This is a genomic window from Clostridium puniceum (assembly GCF_002006345.1).
In the GTDB taxonomy this organism is placed as follows: domain Bacteria; phylum Bacillota; class Clostridia; order Clostridiales; family Clostridiaceae; genus Clostridium; species Clostridium puniceum.
In genome coordinates, this window is sequence record NZ_LZZM01000167.1 from 1 (window position 1) to 21,856 (window position 21,856).

Here is a 21,856-nt window from a genome sequence, read left to right on the forward strand (position 1 = left end):
TTCATATTATCTATTACAATATTATAATATATATGTTGTAATTTTGATTGTTCAATAAAATTAAGTTGCCATAACTAAATTTAAAGAAGATTATTTTTTCAACATATATATTATTTATTACTTTTGAATAATATTCGATATAAGCATATATAATACAAGTTTAATTTGGAAAGAATATATTTATTAAGCAAAAAATTAATAAGGAAACTCGACTCACATTCGTTCGCTGAGTAAGTGATTCACATCAAATCGTAGATTTGAGTTCTCTACTTAAGGAAACTCGACTCACATTCGTTCGCTAAGTAAGTGATTCACATCAAATCGTAGATTTGGACTATCACTTATCTACTTACTGGAACACTAAATATATTCTAGGAATAATATATATATTGGAGGAGATGCATATGAAGATAAAGGATAAGAAAAACATCAAAGATTTATTTATTGGATTAGATGAAGAAGTTTGTACTTCAGATGGACATTGGATGAATACAATAAACTTCGATAATGCTGCTACTACTCCACCTATTAAATCAAGTATTGAATATATTGAAAAATTAAGCAATACTTATGCATCCATAGGGAGGGGTACTGGTCAAAAAGCAGAAATAACTACTAATTTATATAAAGAATCGAAAAATTTTTTGATGAATTTTTTTAATATAAAAGATAAGGAAAAATATGTGGTTATTTATGTTAATAACACTACAGAAGGCATAAATAAATTAGCAAAAACTCTTATGCGAGAACCAAATGATATAATATTAACTTCAAGAATGGAGCATCACTCAAACGATTTGCCATGGAGAAATAGAGGAAAAGTAGAATATATTGAAGTGGATGAAAATGGCAGGCTTAATATTGAAGATTTAGAAAAAAAACTAAAAGCAAATTATAATAAAGTAAAATATGTATCTCTTACTGGTGCATCTAATGTAACAGGCTATATAAATGATATTCACCTTATAGCAAAAATAGTCCACAAATATGATTGTAAATTAATTATAGATGGTGCACAGCTTGTACCTCATAGAAGACTTGATATTAGTGGAAAATCAGAAGAGGAACAGATAGATTTTTTGGTATTTTCATCACACAAGATTTATTCTCCTTTTGGAGTTGGCGTAATAATAGGATTAAAAGAAGATTTTATAGACGTAGATCCTGATTATTTTGGTGGTGGAACTGTTGATTTAGTGCTCGATAATGAAGTCACCTATCTTCCTCCCCCAGAAAAAAATGAGGCTGGAACACAAAATTTCTTGGGTATAATGGCCTTAATCAATTCTTTAACAGTTATAAATACTATTGGATATGACTATATAGAAAAGCAAGAACACATTCTTTTAACTCATACTATAAATGGACTTAAAAGTATTCCAAAAATAATAAATTATGGTGATACAAAAGACATAAGTGATAGACTTGGAATTACAACCTTCAATGTAGAAAATATGTATCATCATGATGTAGCCCAGATTTTAGCTAACAAGAAAGGGATTTCTGTAAGGCATGGATGGTTTTGCGCTCATCCTTATTGTAGAAGACTTATGAATGCAACAGAAGCTGAAGCTAAGGAATTTCTTAAAAATCCTGAAAAGAAAATGTTAGGAATGGTAAGAATAAGCTTTGCTCTATACAATTCAATTGATGAAGTAAATATCTTTTTAAATGTTATAGAAGATATCTGTATTGGAAAAATAAAATTATAATCTATGACTCATAGTCTAACAATGAAATACAAAAAATGTAATTAATTATTATTCTATGGGATGTGATGAATAAAATATTTATATTCATTACATCCCGTTATTTTTATTGAAAAACATATTAGACAAATTAATAAAATAAATTTACTATTTTTATTAATGTAACATTCTAGTTAAATACTTTGAATTTAGGAAGATTTCCTTCAAAGGTTAGATTTGGCATATCTTTTATTAAGGGTTCAAAATAAGCACACGCTTCTTCTGTTACAAAATTTCCTTCTGGATTAATCCAATCTAATGGAAAATATTTTACATTGTTAGCAACTTTATCTGCTTCAATTAAAGAATATTCAACTTCGTAATTTTCATTACATTTTCTATTAATACTTACCATTTTTCCATTTTCACCTTCTGCTGCATATTTCAATGCCATTTTACCAGCAATATAAGCTTCTGTTAGATCAGTATCTGATGCACAATGCATTGCGCAGCGTTGAAGAATTCCAAGTTCTAATGCTTTTACTCTAGTTGTAAACCCTTGCTCAAGAATCAGCATTCTTAAGTAATTCGAAACACCACCTAATTGAGCATGTCCGAAAGTATCTTGTGATACACATTCAAATTCGGAAACAAACTTTCCCTCCTTATCTCTTATTCCTTCTGAAACTATTATGAAAACTTTATTTTGTTCTTCAAACTTTTCCTTAACATCTTTTAAAAATTTGTCTTTATCAAATTCAGCTTCTGGAAGATATATAAAATCTGCCACTGGTTTATTATCTATTTTTGCAAGACAGGCTGAAGCTGCAAGCCATCCCGTATCTCTTCCCATAGTTTCTAAAATAAATATCCCATTATTAATATAAACTGATGCATCTAAATAAGTTTCAAGTGCGGCTGTTCCAATAAATTTTGCTGCACTTCCAAAACCAGGAGTATGATCAGTAAATTTCAAATCATTATCTATAGTTTTAGGAATTCCTATAAATGTTATATCTATATTATTAATCTTTGCATACTTAGAAAGCTTTGCAATAGTATCCATAGAATCATTTCCACCAACATAAAAAAATGTTTTTATATCATATTCTCTAAGAATACTTATTAATTTTTCATATTCTTCGTCATAAGATTCCACATCTTTCAATTTATATCTACAAGATCCAAGTCCTGAAGATGGTGTAAACCTAAAGTTGTTAATTTCTTCATCAGATACTGATGATAAATCAATTATATTTCTATTTAATATTCCCTCAATCCCATTTAAACCACCATATACTTTTTCAAACGTTTTTAGTTCCTCATTCGCATTTAATAGTCCTACTACACTTGAATTAATTACTGACGTTGGACCACCTGATTGAGCTATTATACAATTAGACATGAAATTTCCTCCTTGTTCGTTACACTAAATATATAAAATGTGATATACTATTAAGCCATTAATAATACACTATTTAATAATATACACCAAAAAGAGTATTTAATAAAGGTTTTTTTTATTTTTTTGCATGAAAAAAAACTTTGATTATTATAGAATAAGAATCATTTTAAAAAAATATATTTTTATATACCCTAATTTAATATTTGGAGAGGATAAAAAAAATGAATTTATACGATGTTATAATAATAGGAATTGCATTAGCTATGGATGCCTTTGGAGTAACCTTAAGTATAGGTTTAAATCCAATACTTAATAGAAAACATAAATTAAAATTCATATTATCTTTTGCATTTTTTCAATTTTTATTTACATATATAGGAGGAATTTTGGGATATTTATTTGATACTTATATTACAAATATTTCTTCTATTGCTGGTGGAATAATTATTGTAATTGTAGGAATACTTGTTATAATAGATAGTTTTTATGAAAAGGAAAATGAAATTTTAATAAAAAATAGCACCTGTCTTGTTCTTGGAATATCAGTAAGTATAGATGCTTTAGTAATTGGTTTTACTGCATTTCATGAAGCTTATAACAAGTTACTGCTTTGTGTAAATTCAATTTTAATTGGACTGATAACACTATTTATTTGTACTTTAGGGTTTATTCTTTGCAGATATATAAAAAAAATAAAGTTTGTAACTGAATATTCAAACTTTTTAGCAGGAATTACTCTTATATTTTTAGGTTTTAAGATGATATTTTTTTAAGCATATAAACAAAAATAATAAGTTCTTGATGCAATGATATTAGATGCTCTCATATGCAGCATAGCTGCTCTTTTTTAATGAGTCTATTTTAAGTATGTTTGCCTTATAACAGGCTATTAGGTAAACATGCTGATTTATTATTTTCTGCAATATGTCTTAATCATTTATGGATATATGGTATAATATATTTAATATTTAGTTGTTAGGGGATATAAAAATGGAACCAATAGAAATTCTAAAAGAAAAAAATATTAAGATTACTAAAGGAAGAATAAAAATTTTAAATATATTAAAAGATTCTGAAAACAGTTTATCTGCTGAAAAAATACACCAAATTTATAGATGTAATGACATAAATATTAATTTAAGCACTGTTTATAGAACGTTAGAATTATTTGAAGAAAAAGGACTTTTAGAAAAGATTACTCTTAATGATGGAGTATTTTCATATAAACTCAAGGGAGAAACACATAGACATCATTTGGAATGTGATATTTGTCATAAAGAAGTTGAAATTCCATGCCCTATGCTCCAAATCCAAGAAATGGTTCAAAATTCAACAGGCTTCACTTTGACAGATCATGACTTAGTTATGAAAGGCATATGCAAAGACTGCAAAAAGAAACAATAGTATTGTAAATCAATATTATGATATTCTATTTCTTCTATGTTATATTAAATATACATACCAATTAATAACATCTCTTCATAAAACTGTAGAGATGTTATTAATTTAGAATTAAATATATTTTATTTTTTTAAATTAATCTTGTATATAAAACCATCTTTTTCAAGCCTTGAATTTTATTTTATCTGCTTATTTTTATTGAATCTTCTATTATCATATCTATTAATTTGGAAAAACTTATATTTAAAGCTGCTGCACTTTTAGGAATTAAACTGTTTTTAGTCATTCCTGGAAGTGTATTCACTTCTAAAATATAAGGTATTCCCTCTTCTGTAACTATCATATCAACTCTAGAGTATACTTCACATTTTAGCGCCTTATAGGTTTCCAATGCCATTTTTTCTACTTCTTGTTGTAACTTTGGTTCTAACTCTACTACAATTTCTTCTGCTCCACCGTCTTGATATTTTGACGCAAAATCAAAAAATTCTGATTTAGGTTTTATTGCAATTACTGGCAGCATTTTATCCCCATAAACAGGACATGTTATTTCATCACCTTTTATAAATTTTTCAATCATAACTTCATTATCCCACTTAAATCCTTGTTCAACGCAGCCTTCAATATCCTTTTCTTCTTTTACAATAAAGGTAGCTACACTTGATCCCCCATGAGTTGGTTTAACTACAACTGGATACCCTAATTTATTTATTTCATTAAAATCTATTTCATCATCTTTTCTTAAATTAATCCAAGGAGCATTTCTAATTCCTGCTGCTTCTAAAATAGATTTTGATACATCTTTATCCATACACATAGCACTACTTAAAGGACCGCATCCTGAATATGGTATTCCTAAGGTTTGAAGTACTGCTTGAACGGTTCCATCTTCACCAAATTGACCATGTAATGCTAGAAGTGCAAAATCAATTCCCTTAGTTTTAGTTATTATATCTTCTCTTTTATCTATCACTATTGGTACAACTTCATATTTTTCCTTATCTATATTATCAATTATAGACTTACCACTTTTTAATGATATCTCTCTTTCTGATGATATACCACCCATTATAACTCCAATTTTCATGAATTACCTCCAAATATTTTTTGATTTTTATTAGGCGATAAATATTTCTATAATAATTTAATTATTTAAGCCTATATTTATTTTAATAAATAAATGAAAACATTAAAAGAACCACTAAGTCTTTAAATAATCTTAACCGTGGCTCATTTAATTACGCTTCTTATTTATATATTTTTTACTATAATATATTCTTGTAATCAAATTACATATACTTTTAGTTACTTTGAACTTTTTTATATAGCAAATTAATTATAATTTATATATTATTTAGTCTTATTTTCACACTTACATAAATGATTTAATGGACATTCTGTACATTTAGGATTTCTAGCGGTACAGCATCTTCTCCCATGAAATATTAAAAGGTGATGCATAAGTGTCCATTCTTTTTTAGGTATTTCTTCCTGCAGCTGCATTTCTACTTCTAGAACATTTTCTGATTTTGCAAGACCTAATCTATTAGATACCCTAAATACATGGGTATCTACTGCTATAGCTGGCACATTAAAGGCATTAGATAAAACGACATTAGCTGTTTTTCTCCCAGCTCCTGCAAGAGACATTATCTCTTCCATAGTCCTCGGAACTTCTCCATTAAACTTTTCCTTAACCTGCCTAAACATAAGTACTAAATTTTTAGATTTATTTCTATACAAACCTATTTGTTTTATTCTTTCTTCAAGATCTTCATTTGTTAAAGTTAAAAAAGCATCTAAATCGGGATATTCCTTAAATAAATCTTTTGTAACTTCATTTACCTTTTTATCTGTTGTTTGAGCTGACAATATTGTAGCTATAAGTAATTGAAGAGGTGTTTCATAATCTAATTCACACTTTGCATCAGGATATGCGTTTTTTAAAATATCTACAATCTTTTTTGTCCTTGCCTTCATCTCTTTTTCATTCTCCTTATTTATAAATTCCCCTATACTCTTCTGGTAAAAGATTTGATATACTTCTCATTAGTATCTCCATACACTTATCTTCATATTTATGCTTATCTTCATCTTTTTCTTTTTTAGGGAATTCAATTTTTTTACCTATATTTATAATTACCTCTGCATGTTGCCATTTTTCTGCTCCCATATCACCATCTTTACTTATAGGTAATAATTTATCAGTTCCAGCCATTCCAATTGGAATTATTTCTGCTTTTGCCATTCTCGCAAATAGTAGTATTCCTTTTTTTCCTTCTATTAGTCCACCAGTTCTGCTTCTAGTTCCCTCTGGGAATATTAAAACATCATTTCCACCTTTAAGAGCCTTTACAACATTAGTAATTGCTTCTTTGTCTGCCGAGCTAGGCTTTATCGGTATATTTTTTACTATTTTAGTTCCTAATTGTGTTATTGGATCATCTGATAATTTTACTCCTGCTATAAAATAAGGATCACTTTTTTCTTTTAATATTTTCGATAAAACCAACCCATCAGAATTACTTAGATGGTTACATACAAATACTCTTGGCTTCTTAACACTATCTATTTTTTCGATACCATTAACTTTTATGTTTGCATACTTTTTCATATAATTGGCAACTATTTTTTGAGATACATTTATAACTAATCCTTCTGGTAATCTTTTTATTATTGCTATTGCAATTGGTGATAGCATTTCATCCCAACCTTTCCTATAAAAAACTATCTATATTATTATACATTACACTTTTTTATATATATAGATATTACTTTCTTAATTTATATATTAGAACACCATTTAAGTGTATTTTGCTCATAACGTCAATATACATTATATATTTTTTCATATATGTATGCAATTCTTAAAAATACTATATATGTTAGACAAAATTCTCATTCTTACCCATTTATATTATTTTTCAAATAAAAAAGTATGAAAATCAAACATAATAGTCCAAACTTCCATACTCTTTTTTATTCTACTTATCAAGCATCTTACAAATTATTACTTAAAATATACTATAATAAATTTTTATTAAAACATTTTTAATCTCAAAATGTCTATAAGCAAATCCTACTGAACCTATACTTAATACAAATGACCATTACTTATATCTAACTAAACTATTCCAACATCTATATATCACTAAATAACCATATCATTATATATTTTCTTCTTGCGCCCCTTTATATCACTTATTTCAATTATAGTTGCTGCTTTTGTAGCCCTTACAATATTTTTAGCTGGACTTCCTACGGCTGTTGCTTTAGCCGGCACATTTTTTACAACTACTGCATTAGCTCCTATTTTAGCTCCTTTTCCTACAGTAATCGGTCCAAGCACCTTAGCTCCTGTTCCTATTAATACACCATCTTCAATCGTTGGATGCCTTTTTCCTGTATCTTTCCCTGTTCCACCTAATGTTACTCCATGATATAAAGTAACATTATCTCCAACTTCAGCAGTTTCTCCAATCACTACGCCCATTCCATGGTCTATAAATAATCCTTTTCCTATTTTAGCTCCTGGATGAATTTCTATACCAGTAAAAAATCTTGCTAATTGAGACATTAATCTTGCTAAAAAAAATCTTTTATTCAAATAGAGAAAGTGTGCTATTCTATATGATATTAATGCATGGATAGATGGATATAATAATAATACTTCTATTTTACTTTTAGCTGCTGGATCTTCATTTAAAACTCTTTCTAAATCATAATTTAATCTTTTAAACACAGCTTATTCATTCTCCTTTTCAATAGTTTTCAGTAGTAATTAAATTTCAAATATGTTTGTTGATTATTTTACTGATGCAAAGCTATAAATTTTGCTCTCTATATCAACAAAACCAAGTTAATAAAAACACTATTTTAATCGTATATTCCCATTGATATATATTTTTCTCCTCCATCTGGAGCAATTGCTAATACTTTTTTACCTTTCCCAAGTTTTTTTGCTATTTGTATTGCAGCATATACTGCTGCACCTGAAGATATTCCAATTAATATTCCTTCGTCTGCTGCAAATGCTTTTGCTGTTTTGAAAGCATCTTCATCTTTTACCTTTATTATTTCATCTACATATTCTTTTTCAAAAATTCCAGGAACAAATCCAGCTCCAATTCCTTGAATTTTATGTCCCCCTGGATTTCCACCACTTAAAACAGGGGAATTTGCAGGTTCTACTGCAATTGCTTTGATATTAGAATTTTTATTCTTTAAGTTTTTAGATAGACCTATCACAGTTCCACCACTTCCAACACCTGCCACAAATGCATCTAGATCTGGAATATCTTTATATATTTCTTCTGCTGTTGTTTCATAATGTTTTTCTGGATTAGCTATATTTTCAAATTGTTGTGGAATAAAGAATCCTTCTTGACTTCCTATTTCTATTGCTTTCTCTATAGCACCCTTCATTCCTTTAGAACCTTCAGTTAATATAAGTTCTGCCCCATAAGCCTTAATTAAATCTCTTCTTTCTTTACTCATTGTCTCTGGCATTACTATAATAACTTTATATCCTTTTAATTTTCCAACAAGTGCAAGCCCTATTCCTGTATTTCCACTTGTTGGTTCCACTATTGTTATTCCTGGTTTTAATACACCTTCTCTTTCAGCTTTTTCGATCATACCAAGTGCGGCTCTATCCTTAACACTTCCTCCTAAATTAAATTTTTCAAGTTTAACATATATATCTGCAATATTTTCATCCTTAATTAAATTATTCACCTTCAAAATTGGTGTATTTCCAATTAGTGATAATCCTCCATTATAAATCATAGTATTCTCCTCCTCAAAAATTTATACAATATATTTAATATTTTTAGATTAGTATTATTGCTATACTCTTTTATATAACAAAAAAAACCTCATCTTCTATAAAAATATAGAGACGAAGTAAAATTTCGCGTTCCCACTCTAATTGAATTAATTAAATATTAATCCCACTCATTTAGACACTAAAAAATGTCCTATCGCTATAACGGGTGAACCCGAAAAATCCTACTAGTATTCAGACTTCAACTCCAAAGGGCACTTCACATAAATTCTTGATGAAAAGTTCTCAGCAATCTTTTCTCTCTGTAAACTTCCTTTATGATACTTTCCTTTTTCACGGTTTTTAATTCCTAGTGTTTTGATAAGGTTTATATTAACATTATATTCTATTAAAAAAAAAAGTCAACACTTTTTAAGAAAATTCCATAAAAAGTGTTCACTTTCTCTCATTTTAACTAATTCTTCTTTTTCCAAAGAGGATATAAAAATTCATCAATCAAATCATGAATAATTACTATTCCAACTAGCTTTCCTTCTTCATCTACTACTGGTACAGAATTCAAATCATATTTCGCTGCAACTTCTATAGCTTCATTTATTTCATCATCATGCTTTACACGGGATACTATTTCGTCCATTATTTCTTTTATCTTTATATTAGGTCCATTTATTATCAATTCTCTTAAAGTAACTACACCTTTTATCTGATCTTCTTCATTTGTTATATATACATAATTAATGACCTCTTCATCTGGTTTCATTTCCCTTAACATATCAATAGTTTCTCCAACTGTAATATCTAAATTTACAGATATAAATTCTTTACTCATTATACTACCAACAGTTTCATCTTCATACTGCAAAAGTTCCTTAACCTCGTCAGCGTCTTCTTTTTCTAAATTTATTAATATTTTTTCTCTTTCATCTTCATCTAAATCATCTAATAAATCCGCAATTTCGTCATTAGGCATGTTTTCTAATACTTCAACAGTTTTGCTATCAGATAGATCTTTAATTATAGCACCTTTATATTCGGAATCTATTTCTTCTAAAGTATCAGCTGCTAAATCTTCATCTAAAGATTCTAAAACTTGTTTTCTATAAGTTGCATCCAAATTTTCTAATATATCTGCAAGGTCAGCTGGATGCAAAGTGGATAACTTTTTATATGGAACAGCTAATTTCAAATTATTATCTACCATTTCTAATGATTCAACATCGTCCCATCTTAAAACTTTCTCTTCCAAGTCCTTCCTCATAATTTTATAGAAAAATTTCATAATTCCTGCTATTTTAAGCCTTCTATATCTAGCCATTGGTCCTGTTTCAACTCCAATAACCCTATACTCACCTGCAATTCTTGCAATTCTCAAATCATTAACCCTAACTACTTGTTTTCCATTTATATCAACTATCTTTTTATCTAATAGATTTTCAGAAAGTAAATAACTATATCTCATTGGAAGTATTTCTTTGCTTCCTCGTGTTTTTATCTTAAACTTGCCATCTTTATTAGTAAACTCTATATACCTAAATTCGTAATGAAATGTAACTCCATCTCTTTTAAGTTTATATCCAATTACCCTCGGATATCCACCTTCTGTAGTCACATAAACATCTCTCAAATAACCTAAAACATCTCCAAATTCATCATAAACTTTTTTATCTATAATGTTTGTATATAGAAATATAGATAATCCCATCATAGTTGTGTCCTCCTACTTTGCACAGAAAGAAAGTCTTTAAATGGAACTCATATTTCTAAAATAAATGATAAATAATATATTTATTTAAAACTTTTGAGCCTTATTTTAGATAAAGGACTTTTCTTCTGAATATATTTAGTTTTTGCTATATTAAAGTTTATATTCTGAGGTCCATCCTCCATCTTTTACACCACCCTTGGTTCAGTTAAAAGTTAACATTTTATTTTTTTATCATCTAATATTTATTAAAATACTTAAGTTTTTGGCAATGGATAGTCTAATATGAAATCATTTAATATTCCTTCAATTATTACTACCTCTATTTATTATATTACATAGCCGTAAAAAGGCAATAAATTTTTATTACTTTATAATTATCTCCTCCATTTTGAGTTATATAATGAATAACTATTTAGGATTTTTATATTTATAAAAGTTTTTTGTTGTGATTAATAAGTTCATTATTGTTCTTTACACTTTTTTTATGTGTATAAATTCTTGATTGTGCTTCGCCCTTTTTTATAGGTGCTTATTTTTTATATGTGTATATTGTTTGTAAACTAATTATTGTTATGTTAATATACTTTAAGAATAAACTTTGAAAAAATAAAGAATTGGAGTTAATAATATATGAAACTTTGCAAGGAATTTTTACCTATTAGTAAAGAGGATTTAAAAAAAAGAAAAATTGAACAACTAGATTTTATTATTGTTTCTGGCGATGCTTATGTAGATCATCCTTCTTTCGGAACTGCTATTATAGGTAGAACCCTTGAAGCGCAGGGTTTTACTGTTGGAATTATAGCTCAGCCAAGATGGAATGATTGCGAGGACTTCAAAAGACTTGGTAAACCTAAGTATGGATTTTTAGTTAATTCAGGAAATATAGACTCTATGGTTAATCACTATACTACTGCTAAAAAGACAAGACGTGAAGATTTATATTCTCCTGGTGGTGAAGCTGGCCATAGACCAGATAGAGCTATTATAGTTTACTGTAATAGAATACGAGAAGCTTATAAGGATACTTCTATTGCAATTGGTGGAATAGAAGCAAGTCTTAGACGTTTTGCCCATTATGATTATTGGGATAATAAAGTTAGACGTAGCATCCTTGTAGATTCAAAAGCAGATTTATTAATGTATGGTATGGGAGAAAAAACTGTAATTCAAATCGCTGAATTATTGAGATATGGCGCAAGTATAAAAAATATTACTACAGTTCGTGGCACTTGTTATTTAACTAAAGATATATCTAATATAAAAAATGTGGTTAAAGTTCCTTCTTTTGAAGAAGTATATACTGATAAAAAAGCTTATGGCACTGCTTATAAATCTGAATATTATGAACAAGATTCTATAAATGGTAGAACTATAATTCAAAAATATGGTGATCGATATTTAGTTCAAAATCCACCTCAAGAAGATTTAACTCAAGCTGAAATGGATATGACTTATGATTTACCTTATACAAGGACATATCATCCAATGTATGAAGCAAAAGGTGGAATACCTGCAATACAAGAAGTTGAATTTTCAATAACCAGCCATAGAGGATGTTTTGGTTCATGTTCCTTCTGTGCTTTAACATTCCATCAAGGAAGAGTTATTCAAAATAGAGGCCAAGATTCAATTGTTGAAGAAGCAAAATTATTAACAACTTTACCTAACTTTAAAGGATACATACATGATATCGGAGGTCCTACTGCAAATTTTAGACATAGAGCTTGCCAAAAGCAAATAGAACATGGTACTTGTAAAAATAAGCAATGTATGTTCCCAGCTCCATGCAAAAATTTAACAATTGATCATACTGAATATCTTTCACTTTTGAAGAAAGTTAGAAATTTGCCTGGAATAAAAAAAGTATTTATTCGCTCAGGAATTAGATATGATTATCTTATTCATGATAAAAATGATTCTTTCTTTAAAGAATTGTGTGAACATCATATAAGCGGTCAATTAAAAGTTGCTCCAGAACATATTGTTCCAAGAGTACTAAATCAAATGGGTAAGCCAACAAAGGAAATCTATGATAAATTTGTTAGTAAGTATTTTCAAATAAATGAGAAAATAAATAAAAAACAATTTTTAGTTCCTTATTTAATGTCTTCTCACCCTGGTTCAGATTTAAATGCAGCAATTGAGCTAGCTGAATATATAAAACAAATGGGATATACACCAGAACAAGTACAAGATTTTTATCCTACACCAGGTAGTTTATCAACTACAATATATTACACAGGTGTTAATCCAATTACAGGAGAAGAAGTGTATGTTCCAAGAACATCTGAAGAAAAAGATATGCAAAGATCATTAATACAATTTGCCGTGCCAAAAAATCATCAAAAAGTTAAGAAAGCTTTAATTAAAGCTCACAGAGAAGACTTAATCGGTAATGGAAAAGATTGTTTAATAGGATTAACCCCTGGAAAGCTTGGTTATCAAGGCAAAAATAGAAATAAACCAACTAGTGACAATATAAATAAAAATGATAATATAACTTCAAATAAAAAATTTGCTACTAACAAAAATAGTAATTCTAAAAATGTTTTAAATTCCCATTCATCAAATAGTTCAAAAAATAATTTAAATAAAAATATAAAAATCATAAAAAATTCTTCTCGCAAAAATAATACTAGTAAAAAAAGGATACATTAATCGAAGTGGCTACCTTACAATTTAATATAAGGCAGCCACTTTATTAATGTAAAGCATTCTTCTAACATTAGTTGCTATAATTGTTCTTGATTGAGCTTGCCCATTAACTTTACTCTGGAAAATCATCAAACTATATAGCATAAAAAAATAAATCAGAGAAACTTTCTTTAACTTATTTCATATACTATATTGTTGTTATATGTTTTTGTTTTAATTGAGCAAATAAAAGAATTATAGATTTATTGACATCCAATTAAAACTACTTTATAATCAATTTAGAAATTTATAGTGATCGTATGACGAATTTGGGAGAGACTGCAAATAGCAGCGCCGAAGGTGAAACCGCAACAAACTCTCAGGCAAAAGGACCGAATTCTGACGGAACTCTGGAAAGTCTTATGACACCCAAGAAGCAATCTTTCGCTTAGGCAGATAAACATTTTAGACAAGCATACTTACTAATTGTTTTTTAATATGCCTTATTAAAGAGAATCTTTCAGGTAACATAACAGAGGCGAATTGTTTACGCAATTCGTCTCTTTTTTATGCACAATGATCTAAATTGAAAGGAGTATTTTATCCATGTATGACATTGCCTTATTAGAATATCTAGGCATCTTTGCATTTGCAGCTTCTGGTGCTTTTGTTGCAATTGATGAAAAATTTGATTTATTCGGTATATATATTTTAGCTACTGTTACAGCTATGGGAGGAGGAGTTCTTCGTGACATTGTTACTAATGTTGGAATTCCATTATTCTTTTCTAACTACAAAACCATTCCTTTTATTATTTTAGGAGCAACAATTCCTATTATTCTTCGTGGTAAATTAAAATATAATACTCTATTTGTAGTAATGGATGCTATTGGTCTCTCTGCCTTTTTTGTATCCTCCGGTCTTAAGGCTATTGAAAATGGATATAATTTAATGTTATTTTTATTTGCTGCAAGTATAACAGGTGTTGGTGGTGGAATGCTTAGAGATATAATTACTAATAGAAAGCCTGAAATTTTCAAAACTGATATTTATTGCGTTGCAGGTATTATTGGTTCACTCACACTATGGTTTTTATATCCTGCTCTAGGACCTCATATTGCACAGCATTTATCATTAATCATTATCTTTTCTGTTAGAATGATTTGTTATATGAAGAAAATTAATCTTCCAGTTATTAATTAAAATTAATTCTATGTAAATTATATATTAATATCATAATCAAATATAAATTTATTTCTAATTAGCTTAAGATATGTATAACTCAAACATTATGAAATTGAAAAGAACTGCCATTCTGACAGTTCTAATTTTTTAACTATTTTTTAATTATCTAAACATTATTACTCAAATATTTCAGCACTAATAGTATTATAATTTTATTGAATTATTTTTTTAATCCTCCATTAAATCCTTTTAATACTAAATTCATAATCATAAGAAATATTGTATCCCCTATTACTGAATAAGGAAAAATTTTAATTCCACCTAAAATAATAATATCTTCTATAATTACTATTAAAATTGCTATAATTATAAACCATATTCCAGCTTTATTTACAAAAGGCTTATCTAATAAAATTACATTTATGATAAGTAAAACTGCTAGTAATATCAATGAAAATAAAAATAACACTGTTTGCTTATCTATTTCTAATATAAATCCATATAAGTAACTTACTTGTACTGTTACTTTTGAAGTGTACATTATAACTATATAAATAGTACATATAAATATTGCAATAATATAACTCCAGATAAATTTCAATCTTTCTGCCCTTAAGAAAACATAAGTTATAACAAGTACTATAAGCGGAATTGATAAATGATTTAAAAAGATTATTGATTTTAAATAATATATTATAGTGCTATTTTCTAATATACATAAAAGAAATAATGCTATATGTCTTAATAAAAATAATGTAATTACTATTGTTAAATAAATCTTTATTTTTCGTGGTGAAACTTCTAAATTTTTTTTCATAATAAAGATAGATAAAAAAATTATAAGTAACAAAAATAAATAGTATGCAAAATTCACAAATTACACTCCCACAAACATTACTGTTACTTATATTTATTATAATTTATTTTATTTTATACCTAAAAGTTTAATTCCACCCTTAATACATTTGATTCTTAAAGGAAAATCTGGACCTCTTTCTCCATCAATATCTGTAACAATATCTTCTGAAGATTCAATATATACATTATCAGTTTTAAAATAAACAACCTTATCAGAATCTAAATGTTCTCCTTTTAGAAGTTTTATAAACAATGGTAATAATTCTATTATTGGTATAGCTTTAAACATCACTACATCTAACTTACCATCTGTAATCTCTGCTTCTATAGCTAAATTAAGATTTCCAGCTGTCTGACCATTAAAAACTAAAAGTAAATACATTTCTCCTTCGTAATCACATTCTTTTGATGATATCTTCACTTTCAATTTTCTAAAATTAGGTAATTCTTCAAGTCCTTTTAAATAGTAAGCTAATTTGCCCATTGTATTTTTTAAATTTACATCTGTTTTTTGAGATATATCAGTAAAAAGTCCTGTACTAGCCACATTTATAAAGTATTTATCATTAATTTTTCCTAAATCAACTGCTACTGGTTTGGAATCTAAAATTTGTTTACAAGCTTCTTCTATATCTGATGGCATATTAATAAACTTTCCAAAATCATTTGCAGTCCCAACTGGCAATATTCCTATTGGCAAATTTACATTTCTTTGTTTCATAGCATTCACTAATGAGTCTACAGTTCCATCTCCACCAGCTATTAATATATAACTATATGTTTCATCAATTATATCTAAAGCTTCTGCTAAGTCTCTGCCTCTTTGAATTCTATATGGTACAACTGTTAAATTTGCTTCTTGATGCAATTTTATAACATTATCTAATTCATTTATAATACTATTTTCACCTGAGTATGGGTTGTATATGAATCTTACTTTTTTCATAAATTAACCTGCCTCCCAAAATTTTATATTATTTTATTTTAATGATACATAAAATCAATTAAAAAGTTTTTATAAAAATATTATGTTAAAATGCAACATTTAGTATTCTATCTATAAAATTGAACCTAATAAAATGTTACACATACTGACCATTAAACAAAATTGATTATATCATTTTCACTATTTAATGTCGATATGATAATCTTAATAAAATCTTAAACTTAAATTATCTCTTATATTATTTTGATTTATATGTTATAATAATTCCTTGTAAGTATTTTTTATAATTTTAGGAGTGATTTTATGAGGAAAAGCTGTATTCCTAATGTATTTACCTTTATTAATTTATCTTGTGGAATTATGTCAATATTATCAGTAATGAATGAAAAATTTGCATATGCAGGAGCATTTATTTTACTAGCAGGATTAGTAGACAGATATGATGGAAGAATAGCTCGTTTTTTAAATGTTTCTAGTGATTTAGGAAAGGAATTAGATTCCTTAGCTGATTTGGTTTCTTTTGGCGTAGCGCCATCTATATTAGTATATATATTATTTAATTTAAAATCTTTTGGCCCATATGGATTATTAGGGTTTGCTATACTATTAATCTTTCCAATTTGTGGTGCGTATAGATTAGCTCGTTTTAATACTGCAGACTTTGATGGTTCTTTCACTGGTATACCAATAACAATCGTTGGTTGTTTTATGGCCCTTTTTTCATTACTTAATTTAAGCGGAAAAATATCAATTTATATTGTTGCTGCTTTAATGATTGCTGGTTCATACTTAATGGTAAGCACGATTAAGTTGAAAAAATTTTAAAATGTATAAATTATAAAAAACTCTGTCTTAATAATTATGAAGACGGAGTTTTTTATATATATAATTTATAATTCTTCACCAAAAATTCCACTTCTATAATTCTCGTATTTCAGAATTTTGAAGGTTTAACTCATTATCTATTTCTGTGAATATCTTATCCTTTTCTGTACTTACTATAATATAATCATTTTTAATCTTACAATACTTTAAATATGCGCCTTCACATTTATCTAATGTATTGATTAACCTATCTATTAAATCCCCTACTTGATCAACTCTCTCCAAGGCCTTTTTCACCTCACTTTTCTTTGCTATATTAACATTATATAGTTCTGATGCACCTCCAATTAGTAATCTATAAGAATCTACATAATTTTTTAGCAATATACTTAAATTAGCTATATCATCATATTGCTTTCTAGCTAAATCATCAAATTTCATAATTAATTCCTTATAAAATAATTAATTGAGAATTTCTACGCAATAGTTCTAAATTAATTTGGATTTTTATGATTTATTTTATACCACCAAATTTAAATACTTAAAGTTTCACTAATAGCATAATCTTCATCTATGTTATTTAATATATTTTTTATATAATCATTATCTGAAATTTCTTGAATCATATCATAATTATAAGTAGGTTCTTCATATTGGTTCTTCAATAAATTTTGATACGTATATGGAAAATTTGCGTTTTCGCTTTCACCAATGAATCCCATATTTCCAAAATTTATTTCATTATCTTCTAAGCTCTCTTCCATACTAAATATATTCCAACCTCGCATGGATTCATTTCTTTTTTGTAGCAAATTTTCAACATAAACAACAGGAACAATAAATTCCTTTGGATATTCATAAATCATATATTTGCCCCCTATTTGCAATGTCCATTATCAAGCTTTTTAAAATACGATCTTGCATATTTACATAGTGGGCATCTCATTGGAGCTTCTTTTCCTTCATAAATGTATCCACAATTTAAGCATAACCATTCCTCGTTTTTATCATACTTAAACAATTTTTCTTCCTTAAGCCTTTTAGCTAATTTCAAAAATCTTTCCTTATGATGATCTTCAACCTCTTGAAGCTCTTTATAGAAATCTGCAATTTCATCAAAGCCCTCATCTCTTGCTATTTTTTCAAATTCCTTATATATAACTTTGCTCTCTTCAGACTCTCCAAGTGCTGATTCTATTAAATTATTTTTCGTATTGCTAATTCTATCTAAAAATCTTCTATATACTTCTCTAGCATGAGCTTTTTCATTTCCTGCTGTTTCATCAAATACATCTCCAACATACATAAAGCCATCTTCTCTAGCTTTATCTGCATAAAAAGAGTATTTATTTCTTGCTCTTGATTCTCCTGCAAATGTTTTAAATAAATTTTTTTCGGTTTTACTGCCCTTTAAGTTCATCATATTCTCCCCCAATATTAATTTCTCACATAAATAGATTATTCATTTAGAGTATTTTGGTTACTTTTAACAAATTCATAATTATAATATGATTAATATTACTAATTAGAATATTAATTATATTTTCTAAATTGGGAAGGAATTTAGGCTGTAATTGCTAGCTGTTAACTGAATTAAGTTACAATTATCTTCTTTTCTTGATTACATATTAAGATTACTTCCTGCCTATCACTAGATTTAGTAATTAATTTAACATCGTGCCCCCAAAGCTCCTGTATATATTTTAAAGTTTCTTTAGCATAAGAAAGATCTAAGACTCTTCCGTCAAATATATTTTCCAAAGTTAAAGTATGATTTTTCCTATTTAAATCTATAACTCTAATATAAGGAATATTGCCCATTCCAGCAGTATATGAAAGAGTATCTCTTATTGTCTTCCATCCACTTTCATCTGAAATTTCTTCAATAATAGTATCAAAAGTCCTTACATTATATTGAAATAAATTTAATTCTTTGCACAATTCTTCTGTTAAATAACGTCTTAAAAAAGAAGAATCTCTCTCAATTTCTCTAACTTCAAATATTTTTTCTTTTCCATATCTCTTTTCAATATCTTCAAATATTTTAAACCCAATATAATATGGATTTATGCCACCAATGATAGGTGCTATTACATCATTATGCCTTTTTAAAAACTCAAAATGTAGTTCCTGTGGTAATTTTAGTTGTTTTAAAATATTATAATGAGTATAACTTGCCCAACCTTCATTCATTATTTTAGTTTCAATCTGAGGAATGAAATATTCTGTTTCCCTTTTAACTATTTTTAAAATAGTTTTTTGCCACTCTTCCAAATGACCATAATCTATTATAAATCCAATAAGATCATCTACAGGTTCAAGTGGAATTTTCTCCAAATCTGGCAATTTTATTTCTTCATGTGAATCTAAAATGCCTCTATTTTCTCTTTTATTTTCATATTCTTTCAATATATTTTCTTTAATTTGGTCATTTGATAATTCTTTTATTCCAATATTCCTTTTAGATTGAAACCTTATAGCATGAGCAGAATCTAATATTCTCTCAACTTCATCATATCCTATACTTGGATCATCAATATATTCCCTTATTATTTTTGCATCCAAATTAAACATTTCTAATGTGTATTTTGCATTAGTTCCTTGTTTAAACAACCTATTATTTTTGAAAAAATCATTATGACCATATACATGTGCCATGGTTAATATTTGTAGCAACAAAGTATTGTCTTTCATTAAATATGCTAAACAAGGGTCTGAATTAATTACCATCTCATAAGGAAGACCTGTAAGATTTAAAGAATATAATGTTTTATTCTTCTCATATGATTTTCCAAAGCTCCAATGAGGATATCTTGATGGCATTCCAACATATGCTTCATAGCCTATCATCTCATTAAAACCTATAATTTCAAATTCTTGTGAATAAAAATCTAATCCATATTCTTTAACCTTTTTTTCTATTTTTTCATTCCAATTTTGAATATCACTAAAACTATAATCCAACTTCTTATTCCTCCTTTAAGGCGTATCATAAAAACAACAAAACTATATTCCAATATTTTGTATTATATTATGTTTATAAGTTTCCTAATAATAAATTGTTAGAAAAACTTACTTTCTACCGTGGCGTAAAGCAAAATTTTTCAAGTGGAATTTTACATTCCACTTGAATATAGTTGAACTTATACTCTCAAGTGGTACTGGTTAACCCAAAATATCACAATCTACCGTCAAGTAGCACTAAGTCTTAATACAAAATACATTTAATATTCTTAATTTATTATTTTTTATGTGCCTAACTCCTTCCTAAGCATAGTTTTAAGTGCTTCCCATAAATCTTTTTTTTCTTTTATAATTACAGGCACAAACTTCTCATCCGTTATTTCTTTTTTAAACTTATGATACATTGTAGTTGTGTACGTTGATGGTAAAAGTTCTGCATAACCAAACATATTACTAATTTCACATATGTTTTTAACTGCAATAACTGCTCTTTCGTTATCTTCTGACCAATTATCTCCATCACTAGCATATATGCTATATATGTTCCATGCTGAGGGTGGATACTTTTCTTCAATTAAATTTAATGCTTCATTAATACCACTTGATATATAGGTCCCACCTGATTCAGACTTATGAAAAAATTCATATTCATCTACTCGTTTTGCAACTGTAGTATGGTATATAAACTCAAAGGCTATATTGTTATACTTTCTCTTCAAAAAACTAGCTAACACAAAAAAATATGATCTTGCCAAATACTTCTTTGTTATATCCATTGAGCCGGAAGCATCCATAATAAATATCATAACTGCATTACTATCCTTTTTAGGTTTCAGTTTAACTCTATAGTATTTTAAGTCTTCTTCTCTAAATGGAAATCTTTCTAAATCCTGTTCATTTTCTAATTCTCGTAGTGCCCTTTTCTTTCCCTGTTTTCTTGCAATCTTAGACATAACTGTTTTTTTCTTTGCAAGTCTTGGCCTTATTCCATGAGTTTGGTATCCTCTTTTTTTACCACTTGTTTCAGTAATTATTTCAGAATATTTCTTTTCATCTAAATTAGGTAAATTTAAATCTTCTGATATATAATCCATTAGTTCTTCGAGAGTAATTTCTGTTTCATAAACATCATCACCCTCATCATTTCCTGCACCTTGATTCCCTTTAGCTAGTTTCTTGTTCCCATTACCTAGTTTTTCTCCTCTTTTTTCATCTCCAACTCCACTAGCTACTCCCTTAGAATTTTTTCCATAAACAAATTGATATTCCTTAATGCCTTTAATAGGTATTTTAAACTTTTTATTTTTGCTTTCCCCAACTATGCTTTCTTCTGATAATATATCTCCTAAGTTTTCTTTTATAGATTTTTCTACAAGCTGCCTATGTCTTCTTCTATCTTCTATGGACCTGTCATGATCAACTTGATTATTAGTATAATCTCTAAATATAGCCATAA

At 27.7% G+C, this 21,856-nt stretch carries 20 protein-coding genes, 1 riboswitch and 1 other annotated feature; of the genes, 6 read left to right on the forward strand and 14 right to left on the reverse strand.

Features of this window, described 5'->3' with window-relative positions; genetic code table 11:
- Positions 1–404 precede the first annotated feature (404 nt).
- Positions 405–1,712, forward strand: a complete 1,308-nt coding sequence (locus tag CLPUN_RS12995; RefSeq protein WP_077847696.1) for an aminotransferase class V-fold PLP-dependent enzyme — start codon at positions 405–407, stop codon at positions 1,710–1,712.
- A gap of 166 nt (positions 1,713–1,878) precedes the next feature.
- Here the strand turns inward: CLPUN_RS12995 and CLPUN_RS13000 are convergent, their stop codons facing one another.
- Positions 1,879–3,093 (reverse strand): 6-phosphofructokinase, encoded by a 1,215-nt coding sequence (locus CLPUN_RS13000; protein ID WP_077847697.1) that lies wholly within the window; start codon positions 3,091–3,093, stop codon positions 1,879–1,881.
- Positions 3,094–3,314: 221 nt separating this feature from the next.
- On the opposite strand from CLPUN_RS13000, the gene CLPUN_RS13005 reads away from it, so the two are divergent.
- The gene (locus tag CLPUN_RS13005) at positions 3,315–3,866 is read left to right on the forward strand and encodes a manganese efflux pump MntP (protein WP_077847698.1); all 552 of its coding nucleotides are present in this window, start codon (positions 3,315–3,317) and stop codon (positions 3,864–3,866) included.
- 217 nt (positions 3,867–4,083) lie between these two features.
- A complete protein-coding gene (locus CLPUN_RS13010; protein ID WP_077847699.1) occupies positions 4,084–4,497 on the forward strand; it encodes a Fur family transcriptional regulator in 414 nt (137 codons plus the stop codon).
- Positions 4,498–4,675: 178 nt separating this feature from the next.
- Here the strand turns inward: CLPUN_RS13010 and CLPUN_RS13015 are convergent, their stop codons facing one another.
- The 6 genes from CLPUN_RS13015 to CLPUN_RS13040 all read right to left on the reverse strand — a co-directional run bounded on the left by CLPUN_RS13015 (position 4,676) and on the right by CLPUN_RS13040 (position 10,985).
- Positions 4,676–5,581, reverse strand: a complete 906-nt coding sequence (locus tag CLPUN_RS13015) for a D-alanine--D-alanine ligase (protein ID WP_077847700.1) — start codon at positions 5,579–5,581, stop codon at positions 4,676–4,678.
- Between the two features lie 263 nt (positions 5,582–5,844).
- Positions 5,845–6,474 (reverse strand): endonuclease III, encoded by a 630-nt coding sequence (nth, locus tag CLPUN_RS13020; protein WP_077847701.1) that lies wholly within the window; start codon positions 6,472–6,474, stop codon positions 5,845–5,847.
- A 16-nt stretch (positions 6,475–6,490) separates the two neighbouring features.
- A complete protein-coding gene (locus CLPUN_RS13025; RefSeq protein WP_077847702.1) occupies positions 6,491–7,195 on the reverse strand; it encodes a lysophospholipid acyltransferase family protein in 705 nt (234 codons plus the stop codon).
- A 450-nt stretch (positions 7,196–7,645) separates the two neighbouring features.
- Positions 7,646–8,236 (reverse strand): serine O-acetyltransferase EpsC, encoded by a 591-nt coding sequence (gene epsC / locus CLPUN_RS13030; RefSeq protein WP_077847703.1) that lies wholly within the window; start codon positions 8,234–8,236, stop codon positions 7,646–7,648.
- A gap of 134 nt (positions 8,237–8,370) precedes the next feature.
- Positions 8,371–9,282, reverse strand: a complete 912-nt coding sequence (gene cysK / locus CLPUN_RS13035) for a cysteine synthase A (protein WP_077847704.1) — start codon at positions 9,280–9,282, stop codon at positions 8,371–8,373.
- Between the two features lie 105 nt (positions 9,283–9,387).
- Positions 9,388–9,626: a binding site (T-box leader), on the reverse strand.
- A gap of 108 nt (positions 9,627–9,734) precedes the next feature.
- Complete coding sequence (locus tag CLPUN_RS13040) at positions 9,735–10,985, reverse strand: magnesium transporter MgtE N-terminal domain-containing protein (RefSeq protein WP_198944332.1); 1,251 nt, start codon at positions 10,983–10,985, stop codon at positions 9,735–9,737.
- A 630-nt stretch (positions 10,986–11,615) separates the two neighbouring features.
- Here CLPUN_RS13040 and CLPUN_RS13045 point away from each other — a divergent pair.
- Together CLPUN_RS13045 and CLPUN_RS13050 are read left to right on the forward strand one after the other, a co-directional pair.
- Entirely contained in the window at positions 11,616–13,646 is a 2,031-nt protein-coding gene (locus CLPUN_RS13045) for a YgiQ family radical SAM protein (protein ID WP_077847705.1), read from the forward strand.
- A 296-nt stretch (positions 13,647–13,942) separates the two neighbouring features.
- Positions 13,943–14,027, forward strand: a riboswitch (glycine riboswitch).
- Positions 14,028–14,228: 201 nt separating this feature from the next.
- A complete protein-coding gene (locus tag CLPUN_RS13050) occupies positions 14,229–14,825 on the forward strand; it encodes a trimeric intracellular cation channel family protein (RefSeq protein ID WP_077847706.1) in 597 nt (198 codons plus the stop codon).
- A 202-nt stretch (positions 14,826–15,027) separates the two neighbouring features.
- Here the strand turns inward: CLPUN_RS13050 and CLPUN_RS13055 are convergent, their stop codons facing one another.
- The gene (locus CLPUN_RS13055; RefSeq protein ID WP_077847707.1) at positions 15,028–15,681 is read right to left on the reverse strand and encodes a hypothetical protein; all 654 of its coding nucleotides are present in this window, start codon (positions 15,679–15,681) and stop codon (positions 15,028–15,030) included.
- Between the two features lie 51 nt (positions 15,682–15,732).
- Complete coding sequence (locus CLPUN_RS13060; protein WP_077847708.1) at positions 15,733–16,611, reverse strand: YegS/Rv2252/BmrU family lipid kinase; 879 nt, start codon at positions 16,609–16,611, stop codon at positions 15,733–15,735.
- A gap of 303 nt (positions 16,612–16,914) precedes the next feature.
- On the opposite strand from CLPUN_RS13060, the gene pssA reads away from it, so the two are divergent.
- Entirely contained in the window at positions 16,915–17,436 is a 522-nt protein-coding gene (gene pssA / locus CLPUN_RS13065; protein WP_077847709.1) for a CDP-diacylglycerol--serine O-phosphatidyltransferase, read from the forward strand.
- A gap of 93 nt (positions 17,437–17,529) precedes the next feature.
- On the opposite strand, the gene CLPUN_RS13070 is transcribed toward pssA, so the two are convergent.
- The 5 genes from CLPUN_RS13070 to yhbH form a co-directional block, all read right to left on the reverse strand.
- Positions 17,530–17,877: a hypothetical protein gene (locus tag CLPUN_RS13070; protein ID WP_077847710.1), complete on the reverse strand. Its 348-nt coding sequence runs from the start codon at positions 17,875–17,877 to the stop codon at positions 17,530–17,532.
- A gap of 92 nt (positions 17,878–17,969) precedes the next feature.
- The gene (locus CLPUN_RS13075) at positions 17,970–18,302 is read right to left on the reverse strand and encodes a hypothetical protein (RefSeq protein WP_077847711.1); all 333 of its coding nucleotides are present in this window, start codon (positions 18,300–18,302) and stop codon (positions 17,970–17,972) included.
- Positions 18,303–18,313: 11 nt separating this feature from the next.
- On the reverse strand, positions 18,314–18,856 hold the full coding sequence (locus CLPUN_RS13080) for a rubrerythrin family protein (RefSeq protein ID WP_077847712.1): 543 nt from the start codon (positions 18,854–18,856) through the stop codon (positions 18,314–18,316).
- Positions 18,857–19,029: 173 nt separating this feature from the next.
- Complete coding sequence (locus CLPUN_RS13085; RefSeq protein ID WP_077847713.1) at positions 19,030–20,400, reverse strand: SpoVR family protein; 1,371 nt, start codon at positions 20,398–20,400, stop codon at positions 19,030–19,032.
- A 284-nt stretch (positions 20,401–20,684) separates the two neighbouring features.
- Positions 20,685–21,854, reverse strand: a complete 1,170-nt coding sequence (gene yhbH / locus CLPUN_RS13090) for a sporulation protein YhbH (RefSeq protein WP_077847714.1) — start codon at positions 21,852–21,854, stop codon at positions 20,685–20,687.
- Positions 21,855–21,856: the final 2 nt, after the last annotated feature.